Source organism: Chitinimonas sp. (assembly GCF_041904975.1).
Classification (GTDB): domain Bacteria; phylum Pseudomonadota; class Gammaproteobacteria; order Burkholderiales; family Chitinimonadaceae; genus Chitinimonas.
Genome location: NZ_JAYRLZ010000013.1, coordinates 1 through 13,192 on the forward strand (window position 1 = coordinate 1; position 13,192 = coordinate 13,192).

Sequence of the window (13,192 nt, forward strand, 5' to 3'; positions counted from 1 at the left end):
TGCACAACGCCTTGCGCCTGGTGGTTTTCCGACGAAACGCGATCCGCCGGCAAAACGTCGACAGAGCCTAGCTGGCCGTATTCGGATGAGCCGGTCGGGCCGTCTGTCTCGACAAAAAAGAACGGCCGCATTTGCGGCCGTTCTGCAGATGAGTGAGATCAGGTGCTTTGCTGCAGCTGTTGCAGGATGGCCGGATTTTCCAGGGTAGAGGTGTCCTGGGTGATTTCCTCGCCACGGGCAATCGAGCGCAGCAGGCGGCGCATGATCTTGCCCGAGCGGGTTTTGGGCAGATTGTCACCAAAGCGGATATCGTCTGGCTGGGCGATTTTGCCGATTTCATGCGCCACCCAGGATTTCAGCTGCTCGGCCAGCTTCTTCGCTTCTTCCCCGGTGGGCCGCGCCCCTTTCAGCACCACAAAGGCCACCACTGCTTCACCCTTGATTTCATGCGGCTTGCCGACCACAGCGGCTTCTGCCACCAACGGGTTGGCCACCAGCGCGGATTCGATCTCCATGGTACCGAGGCGATGGCCAGAAACATTCAGCACATCATCGATGCGACCCATGATCCAGAAGTAACCGAGCTCATCGCGATTGGCCGAGTCGCCTGCCAGATAGTATTGACCGTTGAATTCCTCGGGAAAATAGGTTTTCTTGAAGCGCTCCGGGTCGCCCCAGATGGTACGAACCAGGCTGGGGAAGGGCTTTTTGATCACCAGCATGCCGCCCTTGCCAGGTTCGACCTGGGCGCCTGATTCATCGACGATATCGGCCATGATGCCGGGCAAAGGCAAGGTGCACGAGCCCGGCTTGGTGGCAATGGCGCCAGGTAGCGGCGCGATCATGTGCGAGCCGGTTTCGGTCTGCCACCAGGTATCGACAATCGGGCAGCGTCCGCCACCCACTACCTCGTGGTACCAGATCCAGGCTTCCGGATTGATCGGCTCACCCACCGTGCCGAGCAGGCGCAAGCTGGACAGATCGTGCTGCTTGGGCAACTCGGCACCAAGCTTGATCAGGGAGCGGATGGCCGTCGGCGCGGTGTAAAAGGTGGTGACACGATGCTTGGCGATGATCTGCCAGAAACGGTTGGCATCGGGATAGGTGGGCACCCCTTCGAAGATGATCTGGGTGCCGCCGATGGCCAAGGGGCCGTAAGCGACATAGCTGTGGCCGGTCACCCAGCCGACATCGGCGGTGCACCAGAACACATCGCCCTCGCGATGATCGAATACCCACTTCATCGAAGTCTGGGTGCCAAGCAGATAGCCGGCGCTGGAATGCTGAATGCCCTTGGGCTTGCCAGTAGAGCCCGAGGTATACAGGATGAACAGCGGATGTTCGGCCCCCACCCAGACCGGCGGGCAGTCGCTCGATTGCGCAGCCACCAGCTCATGCCACCAGATATCGCGCTGGCTATCGAACGCCACCCGGTCATGGTCGGCGCGGCGCAGTACCACCACCTTTTCGATGCTGGCGCAGCCTTCCATGGCCAGGGCTTCATCCACCACCGCCTTGAGCGCCACCGGCTTGCCACCGCGCACGCCTTCATTGGCGGTAATCACCAGCCGGGCGCCGGCATCCTGGATGCGGTCGCGCAACGAGCCGGCCGAGAAACCACCGAATACCACCGAATGAATGGCGCCAATGCGGGCACAGGCCTGCATCGCCACCACCGCTTCGACGCTGTGCGGCAGGTAGACAATGACGCGGTCGCCTTGCTGGATACCTAGCGAGCGCAGGCCATTGGCAAATTGGCACACCCGCTGGTAAAGCTGGCGATAGCTGACCTGTTGCGTATTGCCGTCGTCGGCCTCGAAGATGATGGCAGTCTGCTCGCCGCGCTGCGGAAGATGGCGGTCCAGGCAGTTGTAGCTGACATTGAGCTGGCCATCGTCGAACCACTTGAAAAACGGTGCATTGCTATCGTCCAGCACTTGGTTGAATGGTTTGTGCCAGCTGATCAGATCATGAGCCAATTCGCCCCAGAAACCGCTGTAATCGCTGCCGGCGCGCTCGCACAGCGTGTGATATGCCTCCATGCCGGAGACGGTAGCTTGCCGGCGAAATTCGTCCGAAGGCGGAAAAATGCGCGTTTCCTTGAGGATGGAATCGAGCGTGGACATCGGGAGTCTCCTGAATGGTCGGCATATCGAACTTGCCGGTGTATTGATCGGCGGGCCAGGCTACCTGCCTGCTCCGCCTGTTCTGGTCGCATGCCGTCGGACTCGGCTGCCGGTGCATGGTTGCAGTGCACGGCAGCCGTGGTGCTGCGGCATGCATATGGTCAATCGTTGGCGTAGATGTCGCGATCCTTGGTTTCGGGGGCGAACAATACGCCGATCACAAAGGTCATCAAGGCAAAGGCGATCGGATACCACAGACCGTAATAGATGTCGCCGGTGGCGGCAACCATGGCAAAAGCCACCGTGGGCAGGAAGCCGCCAAACCAGCCATTGCCGATGTGATAGGGCAGTGACATCGAGGTATAGCGGATCTTGGTCGGGAACAGCTCCACCAGCCAGGCGGCGATCGGGCCATATACCATGGTGACGAAGATCACCAGGACGGTCAGCAGGGCGATCACCACCGGCGTATTCATGGCATTGAGGTCAGCCTTGGCCGGGTAGCCGCCTGTCTTCAGTGCTTCACCCAGTGCTTTGTTGAAGGTGTCGGACTGTTTCTTCAGATCATCCTTTGCCAAGCCCTCGCCCTCGAAGCTGACGATCAGCGTGTCACCCACTTTCACGCTGGCGACGGTGCCTGCGGCGGCTGATTGATTGCTGTAAGGGATGCCCTTCTTGGCCAGCGCCGATTTGATGATGTCGCAAGACTGCAGGAATTTGGCCTTGCCGATCGGATCGAACTGGAAGGCACACTTGGCCGGATCGGCGATCACGGTGACCGGGGCCTTGGCAATGGCGGCTTCCAGGGCCGGGTTGGCGTGATGGGTCAGTGCCTTGAAGATCGGGAAATAAGACACTGCGGCAATCAGGCAGCCGGCCATGATGATCTTCTTGCGGCCGATCTTGTCGGACAGGGCGCCGAAAATGATGAAGAACGGCGTGGCAATGGCCAGCGAGACGGCGATCAGGATATCGGCGCGATCCGCCTCCACGCCCAGCGTCTTGGTCAGGAAGAACAGTGCATAGAACTGGCCGGTATACCAGACCACCGCTTGACCGGCGGTACCGCCGAACAGCGACAGCAGGACGATCTTCAGGTTGGGCCAGCGGGCAAACGACTCGGTCAATGGCGCCTTGGACTGTTTGCCTTCTTCCTTCATCTTCTTGAAGGCTGGCGATTCATTCAGCTGCATGCGGATATACACCGACACGATCAGCAGCAGGATGGATACCAGGAAGGGAATGCGCCAGGCCCAGGCTTCGAACTCTTCCTTGCCAAACGAATTGCGCGTGGTCCAGATCACCAGTAGCGACAGGAACAGCCCGAGCGTCGCGGTAGTCTGGATAAAGCTGGTATAGAGGCCGCGCTTGCCCTGTGGCGCGTGTTCCGCCACATAGGTGGCCGCACCGCCGTATTCACCACCCAGTGCCAGGCCTTGCAGCAGGCGCAGCCCGACCAGGATGATGGGCGCGGCGATGCCGATCTTGGCATAGCCGGGCAGCATGCCTACGACCGCAGTGGAGAGGCCCATGATCAGGATGGTGACCAGGAAGGTGTATTTGCGCCCGATCATGTCGCCCAGCCGGCCGAATACCAGCGCGCCGAACGGGCGGACCGCAAAGCCGGCAGCGAAGGCCATCAGGGCGAAGATAAAGGCAGTGGTGTCATTGACGCCGGCAAAGAACTGCTTGGAAATGATCGCTGCCAGCGAGCCATACAGATAGAAGTCATACCATTCGAACACGGTGCCGAGCGATGAGGCGAAAATCACCTTGCGCTCTTCCGGTGTCATCGGCCGCGGCGCGGCGGCCGTTGCATATGCGGTGCTGGTCATTGCCTTGTCTCCGTTTTATTGCGTGGATGGTGGTGCCCACAGGGTGCGGCATCTGGGTGCCGTGAAGCGCCTGAAGTCTTGCCCAGGTCGTGCTGGCAATGTAGAGCGATTGCTCAAAACGGTGCCAATCGTTATTTTGGATAGGCTTGATCAGCAAGAGGAGGGCGGCCAGGCGCAAACCCAGCATCGATGCGGCTTGGCGCGGTGCTTTTCCGATTTGCAAATCAGGTCCATCAATTTGCCTGATGGTGAAATGACGGTGCAGGCGGCACAATCGGGGGCGAAACCGGAGCCTATGGCGTGGAAATCTACCAACTGAAAACCTTTGTCACCGTGGCGCAGCAAGGACATCTGACCCAGGCGGCGGAGCTATTGCACCTGAGCCAGCCAGCGGTCACTGCGCAGATCAAGGCGCTGGAAGAGGAGTGCGGCATCAGCCTGTTCGAGCGCCGCGCCGGCGGTGTGCAGCTCACCGAGGCGGGTCGACTGCTGTTGGTGGATGCCGAGGCGATCCTGGCGGGCAGCCGCAGCATGCTCAATCGTGCCCGCAGCCTGAAAGAGCAGCTGGTGGGCAAGGTGCGGGTGGGCACCATCCTGACGCCGGAGCTGATCCGCCTCGGGCCGTGGCTGGCGCTGATGCATGCGCGCCATCCCTTGATCCAGATCGGCACCTTGCAGGGCATCTCCGGCACGGTGCTGAACGATGTACGCAAGAAGGAGCTGGAGGCCGGCTTCTTTATCGGCCGCAATCCCTATCAGACCGTGGAAGCAATACATCTGACCGATCTGGAATATGTGGTGGTGGCGCCTATCGCCTGGCGGGAGCAGCTGGCTGGCGCCGACTGGCGCGAACTAGGGCGCATGCCCTGGGTGGGTGCCTCGCAGTTTTCCAGCATGTCCAAGCTGCATGCCGAAATCTGGCGAGAGCACAATATCGCACCGAAAAAGGTTTACGACATCGATCAGGAGCAAAGCATGCTGGTCTGTGTCGAGGCCGGGCTGGGTTTGTCTATCTTGCGCCGGGAACCGGCCGAGGCGGCGGCGAGCGCAGGCCGGCTGTGGATCTGGGGCGATACCGGCGCCCGCTTGGCGCTGACCTTTATCTATCCGGCCGAAATGGCCGAAGACCCGTTTGTTTGTCGCATGCGCGAGGCCATTGAGTTAGTCTGGCCAAAGGGCGGGCCGAGCGCTTCACTCGCCTAGCTCGTCCGCTATCCACTGCACCATTGCTTGCTGAATGGGCGCAGCTTCACCCAATGCTTCGCTGACCTTGATGTGCAGCTGCGGAAAACGCATGCGCAGCGTGTCGACCAGCTCGGGTAGATCGCGCCGCAAATGCGCGCCGCGTGCCATAAAGGCGGGAATGATGGTGAGCTGAAGCACGCCGGCGGCGGCCAGGTCGGCCACGCAATCTTCCAGGCTTGGTGTCATCAGCTCCAGAAAGGCGAGGCGGATGGTGTGCGTAGGTAGCTGCGCTTGCAAGCGCTCGCGGAGCTGTTGGAAGGAGCCGGCCCATTGCGGGTCGCGGGCGCCGTGAGCGAAAACGATGATGGCAGAGGTCATTGGCTAATCATGCCCAAACATGGACTGGGAATAAAGCCGCCAGAAAAAACAAAACCCCCGCCGAGGCGAGGGTTTGCGAGAAACGCGGCAGTCAACCTGACCCAAGGATTACTTGAGCTTGGTTTCCTTGTACATCACATGCTTGCGGGCGACGGGATCGAACTTCTTGATCTCCATCTTTTCCGGCATGGTGCGCTTGTTCTTGGTGGTGGTGTAGAAGTGACCGGTACCGGCACTTGATTCCAGCTTGATCTTTTCACGCATGATCTGTTTGCTCCCGGATTACAGTTCGCCGCGGGCGCGCAGATCGGCCAGCACGACATCAATGCCGACCTTGTCGATGGTGCGCAGACCAGCGTTGGATACGCGCAGGCGCACCCAGCGGTTTTCGCTTTCCACCCAGAACTTGCGATATTGCAGGTTGGGCAGGAAGCGACGCTTCGTTTTGTTATTGGCGTGGGAAACATTGTTCCCGGACATCGGCTTCTTACCGGTGACCTTGCATACACGAGCCATAGTGGACTCCCGACTGATCTCTAAAAGTTCTTGAAGGGTCTGCTACAGCTGCTTGCGCGACTAATGTAACAAACCGGAAAATGCAAAGAGGCCGAAGTTTATCGGTGTTTGTGAGTGCTGTCAATTTACCTTTTGCTTTTGCGGGCTTACGTGACACAGCCATCTGCAGAGTGGGTGGATTCGCTGAAAAAAGGCGGCGCGAATTGCTTCGCGCCGCAAACTGAGGACCATGACTGAGTGCTGCCAATGAACTACGCCAGTCGTCGCTCGCTGCTCGGGTCAAACAACAAGGCCTTGCCCGGGTCCAGCACCAGTTGCATGGTCGCGCCAGGCCGGCCTGCCGCCTGTGGGTGGCAGCGGGCCACGGCACGCACGCCGTTGAGCGTGATGGTGACCAGGGTATCGGGGCCGGTAGGCTCGGCGATTTCCACCATGGCGCTGAAATGTTGCAGATCGGGTTGGTCGTTGTGGGCGCTGCCGATATCGGTCAGCTGCTCCGGCCGGATGCCGAAAATCACCGGTTTGCCGATGAAGGCGCGCTGCGACTCGGTCAGCATGCCGAGCCGTATCGCCTGGGTCTGATTGCCTGCCTCCAGCCGGATCAGGGCGCGCCCGCCATCTTCTTGTAGCGTGCACGGGATGAAATTCATCGATGGCGAGCCGATAAAGCCGGCGACATACAGATTGGCCGGCGTGTCATAGATTTCCTGCGGCGAGCCGAACTGCTTCACCTCGCCATCTTTCATCACCGCAATGCGGTCGCCCAGCGTCATCGCCTCGATCTGGTCGTGGGTTACATAGACGATGGTAGTGCCAAGGCGCTGATGCAGCAGCTTGATTTCGGAGCGCATCTCCACCCGCAGCTTGGCGTCGAGATTGGATAGCGGCTCATCAAACAGGAATAGGGCCGGGTCACGCGCCAGGGCGCGGCCCATGGCAACACGCTGGCGCTGGCCGCCAGAGAGCTGATGCGGCTTGCGATCCAGCAAGTGTTCCATCTGCAGTGTCTTGGCGACGCGGGCAATGATGGCGTCCTGCTCGGCCTTGGGCACCTTGCGGATTTCCAGGCCAAAGGCAATGTTCTTGCGCACTGTCATGTTGGGATACAGCGCATAGCTCTGGAACACCATGGCGATGTCGCGATCTTTCGGCGACAGATTGTTGACCACCCGATCACCGATGACGATATCGCCGGAGGTGATGTCATCAAGGCCGGCAATCATGTTCAGCAGCGTGGATTTACCGCAGCCGGACGGGCCGACCAGGATCAGGAACTGGCCTTTTTCGATTTCGAGATCGATCCCCTTGAGGATATGGGTATCCCCGTAGGATTTCTTGACGTTGCGAATACTGAGTGCACCCATTGTCTGCTCCGAGAGGCGTGAAACGTGAAACGTGACTCGGCGCTGCGCGCCATCGGTGAAACGTCGGGCTGTGCCCATTTCACCTTTCACATTTCACTTTTCACGTCGTTAACCTTTGACTGCGCCGGCCGTTAGGCCGCGGACGAAGTATTTGCTGCCGACTGCGTAGACGAACAAAGTAGGAATGGCGGCGATGATGGCGGCGGCCATGTCTACGTTGTACTGCTTGACGCCGGTACTGGTGTTGACCAGATTGTTCAGCCCCACCGTCATCGGCTGCGACTCGCCGGACGAGAACACCACGCCGAACAGGAAGTCGTTCCAGATCTGGGTGACCTGCCAGATCATGCACACCATCATGGTCGGGATGGAAATCGGCAGCAGGATGCGGAAGAAAATCCGGAAAAAGCCGGCGCCATCGATGCGCGCCGCCTTGACCAGCTCACCCGGTACGGTCACGTAATAGTTACGGAAGAACAGGGTGGTGAACTGGATGCCGTACACCACATGCACCAGCACCAGGCGGCCGGTACTGTTCTCGATGCCCAGCATGGCCAGGGTTTGCGCCATTGGCAGGATCACCACCTGGAAGGGCAGGAAGGTGCCGATCAGCAGGGCCATGAAAAACGCGTCGGAACCCCTGAAGCGCCACATCGACAGGATGTAGCCATTGAAGGCGCCCAGCAGGGTGGAAATCAGCACAGCCGGCACCATCATCTTCAGGCTATTGGCGAAATAGCCTTTGACGCCGCCGCATTCCACGCCGGTACAGGCGCTGTCCCAGGCGGCGCGCCAGGCGTCGAAACTGATCTGGCCGGGCAGCGACAGCAGATTGCCGGTGCGAATTTCGTCCAGCGATTTGAAGCTGGTGGTCAGCATCACGTAGAGCGGTGCCAGGTACCAGATCGCCATCAGCAGCAACAGGGTGTAAATGATAAAGCGAGCTGGCGAAAGCGCGGCGCGGCCATGTGCAGAAGTGTGCGCAAGATCAACCACGTTTGTCCCTCCTGAGTTCGGAGTAAAGCAGCGGCATGACGACCGCGCAGGCGGTGGCCAGCATCATCATGGCGCTGGCGGCGCCAAGGCCAAGCTGACCGCGGGTGAAGCCGTGCTGATACATATAAATCGAGGGCAAATCGGTGGCGAAACCAGGGCCGCCGCCGGTCAGCGCCATCACCAGATCAAAGCTCTTGACGGCGATATGGGCCAGGATCATGAAGGCGGACAAAAACACCGGCCGCAAGCTGGGGATGATGATGCGCAGATAAATGCGCGGCATCGAGGCGCCATCGAGCTGGGCGGCCTTGATGATGCTGTCGTCCACGCCGCGCAAGCCAGCCAGAAATAGCGCCATCACAAAGCCGGACGACTGCCAGACGCCAGCGATCACCACGGTGTAGATGGCTCGGTCCGGATTGATTACCCAGTCAAAGGCAAACGAGGTCCAGCCCCAGTCGTGCATCAGCTTTTCCAGGCCCAGGCCCGGATTCAATATCCATTTCCAGGCGGTGCCGGTGACGATAAAGCTCAGTGCCATCGGATACAGGTAGATGGTGCGCAGCACGCCTTCGCCACGGATTTTCTGGTCCAGCAGTACCGCCATGGCCAGGCCCAGCAGCAGGCTGACCAGCACGAACAGAATGCCGAAGACGGCAAGATTCTGCATCGAGTGCCACCAACGCTCGTCGGTAAACAGTTGCTGGTATTGCACCAGGCCAGCCCATTCGTACTTGGGTAGCAGGCGCGATTTGGTAAACGATAGCCAGGCAGTCCAGGCGATAAAGCCGTAGAACCCGATCAGGCAGGCCAGCACGGTGGGCGCAAGCACCAGCTTGGGCAGGGTCAGGTCGGCAAAGCGGCTGAGGGATATGCCGGACTCGCCTTGACGGACAGCAGTCATGGCGGCTCCTTAGAGTGGAATCGGGGGAGGGCGTCGACCGACTGCCGTGTTACCGGCAGCAAGTCGACGCGGTTCACTCCTCGCTGGCATCGGTAGCGGTCCGGTGCGCTTGCCCGAAGGGGCGCACGCACCGGTTGACTCCGGCTTTCCCCTTGCGGGGCGCGAGTTTTTATTTACTGCTTATTTTTTTGCGGCGGCTGCAATCAATTTGGCGACCGCATCCTTGCTGCTCATGCTGGAATTCATGAACTGGGTCACTACATCCTGCACGGCACCTTGCACGGCCGATGGCTGGGCCATCTGGTGGGCAAACGAAGGCACCAGGCCACCAGCCTTGTTGGTGGAGACAAAGTCGGCCGCCGACTTCTTGGCGCAGTCGTCAAACTTGCTCATATCGTGGCCAAGCCGAACCGGAACCGAGCCCTTGTTCTGGTTGAACACTTCCTGGAAGCCATCGGACAGCACGGCAGAGGCGAAGTCATTGGTGGTCTTCTGGTCCTTGTTCTTCTGAGCAAAGACAATGAAGGAGTCGATATTGAAGGTGAAGGCCTTGTCGGTACCCGGTGCTGCCAGGCACAGGTAGTCCTTGCCCGCTACCTTGCCAGCGGCGCTGAACTCACCCTTGGCCCAGTCGCCCATGAACTGCATGCCGGCCTGGCCGTTGATCACCATCTTGGTGGCCAGATTCCAGTCGCGGCCCGGCATATCCTTGTCCATATGCTTGCGCACCATGCGCAAGGTGTCGAAGGCCTTGATGGTGGTCGGGCTGTCGATGGCTTTCGGGTCCAGCTTCACGAAGGCCTTGTTGTAGTAATCGGCACCGCCGACACCGAGCGCGACCGATTCAAACACCGTGTTGTCCTGCCAGGGCTGGCCACCGTGGGCGATGGCGATCATGCCGGCCTTTTCGATCTTGGTGGCGGCTTCATCGAACTCGGCCCAGGTGGTCGGCACCTTGGCGCCGGCCTTCTTGAATACTTCGGGGTTTACCCACATCCAGTTCACCCGGTGCACATTGACCGGCACGGCTACATAGTGGCCCTGGTATTTCATGACATTGGCGACTACCGGTGGCAACAGGCTGTCCCACTTTTCGGCCTTGGCCACATCATCCAGATTGGCCAGCACGCCTTCCGAACCCCATTCCTGAATGGCAGGGCCCTTTACCTGGGCAGCGGTCGGCGGGTTGCCCGATACCACGCGGGTCTTCAGCACGGTCATGGCGTTATCGCCACCGCCGCCGGCAACCGCGAAATCTTTCCAGGTATGGCCCTTGGCCTGGATCAGCTTTTTCAGCTCGGCCGCCGACTTGGCTTCACCGCCAGAGGTCCACCAATGCAGCACTTCCACTTCGCCAGCAAAGCTGCTGACCGAGAACGCGCAGGCGGAAGCCAGCGCCAGGGATAGGCGACGCAATTTCATTTGTCTCACTCCGTATTGGTCTAGTTGGGCGGCGAACCACCCGCGATTACATCGGGCCGGTTGGTCGGCACGCGTAATATAGTTTCATGAGTAAGTTTTGTGAAGGGGTTTGGTAAGCGGGTTGTAAGAAATATACAAATTGCTGGTAACAAACGGATAGACGGAGTTTTTGCCGCCATGCCGGCCCTGGGTTGCGACGGCTAATCGCTGATTTTGTACTTTGCTTTCAGCTTCGCCACCGTATCGCGTTCCTTGTCCAAAAACTCATTGAATGCCTTGATCACCTCAGGGTGGGCGATGCTGGACAGGGAAAACTCGCTCTTTTCCAGTGGCAGCTTGTCGTCAAGCACCAGTGCGCCGGGTTTCTTGCGTACCTCGCTCATGATGTAGGCGGCTGAGGTGGTATTGAGAAAGACGCCATCGGCGCGACCGCTCTCGCCCATCTGTATGGCAGCGTCGGCGCTATTGGCTTCAGTCAGTTTGATGGCGCCCGAGTCGATCTGAGCTTTGTAAGGCCAGGGGGTGAATCCGCGCAGGGTGGCAATCGACTTGATCGCGGCGAGGGGCTTGCCCTTGTTGGCAGGTAGCACCAGCAGGCCTTCGGTTACGATGATGGCGCCCTTGCTATAGCTGATGTTGACGCCCTTCTTGATGTCCGGCTGCCACATCGGATTGTCGGGAAACTTGAAGTCCAGCGTTTTCTGCCGGGCAAATTCGTCGAACAGGCGGGCGATCGGCATGGGCTTGTAGGTGAACTGATGACCGTGTTTTGCAGCAAACGCATCCAGCAGATCATGGGCATAGCCGCTATAGGCGCCACTATCACCCTTGTAAATCGGCAGGTAGTCGGTCGATTCCACCCCGACAACGTAACTGCCTGCCCAGCAAGGAAGGAGCACAAGGCTGAGCAGCATGGGGCGTAGCAAAGGCGTGGACATGGTCGGCTCCATTCGGGCGGGGTGCCATCACTATAGCTGGCGCTCGCTGCGTGCCAAGTTGCGGCGCGCTGCTGCGGCGGGCTTGCCGGGCCATGCTAAAATCCGCGCCCACTCAAGGACTTGCCCACCATGCTGCATCTGCTTAATCCCCCGCAACAGGCTGCCGTGCGCCATCTCGATGGCCCCCTGCTGGTGCTGGCCGGGGCCGGCTCGGGCAAAACCCGGGTAATCACGCAGAAGATCGCCTATCTGATCGGCCAGGCCGGTTACGAAGCGCGCCATATCGCCGCCATCACCTTTACCAACAAGGCGGCGCGCGAAATGCAGGAGCGGGTGGGTCATTTGATGGATGCTTCACGCCTGAAGGGCCTGACCGTCTCCACGTTTCACTCGCTAGGCCTGATGATCGCGCGCCAGGAGCATGCAGCGCTTGGCTACAAACCGCGCTTTTCCATTCTCGATTCGGCAGATGCGTACAAAATCATCTCCGATATTCTGGCTACCACCGACAAGAACACCATACGCGATGCCATCAGCCATATTTCCCGGCTGAAAAACGATTTCCTCGACCCGGACAAGGCGCTGCTGGCGGCGCAGGATGAGGGCGAGCTGCAGCTGGCACGAGTGTATCGCGCGTATCAGGACACCCTGTTTGCCTATCAGGCGGTGGACTTCGACGATCTGATCCGCCTGCCGGTCGAACTGTTCGAGCGTGAAAGCGACATTCTTACCCGTTGGCAGCTGCGCTTGCGCTATCTGCTGATCGATGAATACCAGGACACCAATATCTGCCAGTACAAACTGGTGAAGCAGCTCACCGGCTTTCACGGCAAATTCACCGCCGTGGGCGATGACGACCAGAGCATCTATGCCTGGCGTGGCGCCAGCGTCGACAATTTGCGCCTGCTGAAAGAGGACTTCCCCAAGCTGGAAGTGATCAAACTGGAGCAAAACTACCGCTCCACCAGTCGCATCCTTAAAGCTGCCAATGCAGTGATCGCAAACAATCCGAAACTGTTCGACAAGCAGCTATGGTCGGACCTTGGCGTCGGTGACCCGATCAATGTGGTGGAGATGAAGGACGATGAACACGAGGCAGAGTCGGTGGCGATGCGGCTATTGGCACACAAGTTCGAGAACCGCACCAAGTTCAGTGATTACGCGATCCTGTACCGTGGTAACCATCAGGCGCGGGTGATCGAAGGGCAACTGCGCAATCACAAGATCCCTTACCAGATCTCTGGTGGCCAGAGTTTCTTCGACAAGGCCGAAATCAAGGATGTGCTGGCCTATCTGCGCCTGATCACCAATGAAAACGACGATCCGGCGTTTATCCGTGCGGTAACCACGCCCAAACGCGGCATCGGCAATGTCACCCTGGAAAAACTTGGTGCATTTGCGGCCGAAAAGCACAAAAGTCTGTTCGAGGCGGTGCATCTGCCCAGCTTCGAGGGGGTGGTGCAGACCGCGCAGTTCGAGGCACTGCAAACCTTTTGCGGCTTTATCAACCGCATCCAGATCCGGGCGA

General features: G+C 59.4%; 13 protein-coding genes. 3 read left to right on the forward strand and 10 right to left on the reverse strand.

What is annotated here, in order from left to right:
• Positions 1-158: 158 nt before the first annotated feature.
• Together acs and ACE3OH_RS02430 are read right to left on the reverse strand one after the other, a co-directional pair.
• A complete protein-coding gene (gene acs / locus ACE3OH_RS02425; RefSeq protein WP_374347906.1) occupies positions 159-2,126 on the reverse strand; it encodes an acetate--CoA ligase in 1,968 nt (655 codons plus the stop codon).
• A 161-nt stretch (positions 2,127-2,287) separates the two neighbouring features.
• Positions 2,288-3,961, reverse strand: coding sequence for an MFS transporter (locus ACE3OH_RS02430; protein ID WP_374347908.1), 1,674 nt, complete (start codon positions 3,959-3,961; stop codon positions 2,288-2,290).
• Here ACE3OH_RS02430 and ACE3OH_RS02435 point away from each other — a divergent pair.
• Together ACE3OH_RS02435 and ACE3OH_RS02440 are read left to right on the forward strand one after the other, a co-directional pair.
• Complete coding sequence (locus ACE3OH_RS02435; RefSeq protein WP_374347911.1) at positions 3,951-4,280, forward strand: hypothetical protein; 330 nt, start codon at positions 3,951-3,953, stop codon at positions 4,278-4,280. The two genes, ACE3OH_RS02430 and ACE3OH_RS02435, sit on opposite strands and share 11 nt — an antisense overlap.
• Positions 4,262-5,164 (forward strand): LysR family transcriptional regulator, encoded by a 903-nt coding sequence (locus ACE3OH_RS02440; RefSeq protein ID WP_374347914.1) that lies wholly within the window; start codon positions 4,262-4,264, stop codon positions 5,162-5,164. Before ACE3OH_RS02435 ends, ACE3OH_RS02440 begins: the two co-directional genes overlap by 19 nt.
• On the opposite strand, the gene ACE3OH_RS02445 is transcribed toward ACE3OH_RS02440, so the two are convergent.
• The 8 genes from ACE3OH_RS02445 to ACE3OH_RS02480 form a co-directional block, all read right to left on the reverse strand.
• Entirely contained in the window at positions 5,153-5,524 is a 372-nt protein-coding gene (locus ACE3OH_RS02445) for a sirohydrochlorin chelatase (RefSeq protein ID WP_374347916.1), read from the reverse strand. The genes ACE3OH_RS02440 and ACE3OH_RS02445 overlap by 12 nt on opposite strands.
• A 108-nt stretch (positions 5,525-5,632) precedes the next feature.
• The gene (rpmG, locus tag ACE3OH_RS02450; protein WP_013441158.1) at positions 5,633-5,788 is read right to left on the reverse strand and encodes a 50S ribosomal protein L33; all 156 of its coding nucleotides are present in this window, start codon (positions 5,786-5,788) and stop codon (positions 5,633-5,635) included.
• An 18-nt stretch (positions 5,789-5,806) separates the two neighbouring features.
• On the reverse strand, positions 5,807-6,040 hold the full coding sequence (gene rpmB / locus ACE3OH_RS02455; protein ID WP_374347920.1) for a 50S ribosomal protein L28: 234 nt from the start codon (positions 6,038-6,040) through the stop codon (positions 5,807-5,809).
• A 251-nt stretch (positions 6,041-6,291) separates the two neighbouring features.
• A complete protein-coding gene (locus tag ACE3OH_RS02460; protein WP_374347923.1) occupies positions 6,292-7,404 on the reverse strand; it encodes an ABC transporter ATP-binding protein in 1,113 nt (370 codons plus the stop codon).
• A 108-nt stretch (positions 7,405-7,512) separates the two neighbouring features.
• Positions 7,513-8,316: a carbohydrate ABC transporter permease gene (locus tag ACE3OH_RS02465; RefSeq protein WP_374347987.1), complete on the reverse strand. Its 804-nt coding sequence runs from the start codon at positions 8,314-8,316 to the stop codon at positions 7,513-7,515.
• Positions 8,317-8,392: 76 nt separating this feature from the next.
• On the reverse strand, positions 8,393-9,304 hold the full coding sequence (locus ACE3OH_RS02470; RefSeq protein WP_374347925.1) for a carbohydrate ABC transporter permease: 912 nt from the start codon (positions 9,302-9,304) through the stop codon (positions 8,393-8,395).
• A 180-nt stretch (positions 9,305-9,484) separates the two neighbouring features.
• Positions 9,485-10,726: an ABC transporter substrate-binding protein gene (locus ACE3OH_RS02475; RefSeq protein ID WP_374347927.1), complete on the reverse strand. Its 1,242-nt coding sequence runs from the start codon at positions 10,724-10,726 to the stop codon at positions 9,485-9,487.
• A gap of 200 nt (positions 10,727-10,926) precedes the next feature.
• A complete protein-coding gene (locus ACE3OH_RS02480) occupies positions 10,927-11,664 on the reverse strand; it encodes a substrate-binding periplasmic protein (RefSeq protein WP_374347930.1) in 738 nt (245 codons plus the stop codon).
• Positions 11,665-11,793: 129 nt separating this feature from the next.
• Between ACE3OH_RS02480 and ACE3OH_RS02485 the strand changes: the two genes are divergently transcribed.
• A partial coding sequence (locus ACE3OH_RS02485) for a UvrD-helicase domain-containing protein (RefSeq protein WP_374347989.1) occupies positions 11,794-13,192 on the forward strand: 1,399 nt, incomplete at its 3' end.

Excerpts from the sequence above, each read along its gene's own strand:
- ACE3OH_RS02480 (WP_374347930.1), bottom strand. The coding sequence starts at position 11,664 with ATGTCCACGCCTTTGCTACGCCCCATGCTGCTCAGCCTTGTGCTCCTT.
- ACE3OH_RS02475 (WP_374347927.1), bottom strand. The coding sequence starts at position 10,726 with ATGAAATTGCGTCGCCTATCCCTGGCGCTGGCTTCCGCCTGCGCGTTC.
- rpmB (WP_374347920.1), bottom strand. The coding sequence starts at position 6,040 with ATGGCTCGTGTATGCAAGGTCACCGGTAAGAAGCCGATGTCCGGGAAC.
- ACE3OH_RS02460 (WP_374347923.1), bottom strand. The coding sequence starts at position 7,404 with ATGGGTGCACTCAGTATTCGCAACGTCAAGAAATCCTACGGGGATACC.
- rpmG (WP_013441158.1), bottom strand. The coding sequence starts at position 5,788 with ATGCGTGAAAAGATCAAGCTGGAATCAAGTGCCGGTACCGGTCACTTC.
- ACE3OH_RS02470 (WP_374347925.1), bottom strand. The coding sequence starts at position 9,304 with ATGACTGCTGTCCGTCAAGGCGAGTCCGGCATATCCCTCAGCCGCTTT.
- acs (WP_374347906.1), bottom strand. The coding sequence starts at position 2,126 with ATGTCCACGCTCGATTCCATCCTCAAGGAAACGCGCATTTTTCCGCCT.
- ACE3OH_RS02445 (WP_374347916.1), bottom strand. The coding sequence starts at position 5,524 with ATGACCTCTGCCATCATCGTTTTCGCTCACGGCGCCCGCGACCCGCAA.
- ACE3OH_RS02430 (WP_374347908.1), bottom strand. The coding sequence starts at position 3,961 with ATGACCAGCACCGCATATGCAACGGCCGCCGCGCCGCGGCCGATGACA.
- ACE3OH_RS02465 (WP_374347987.1), bottom strand. The coding sequence starts at position 8,316 with ATGGCGATCTGGTACCTGGCACCGCTCTACGTGATGCTGACCACCAGC.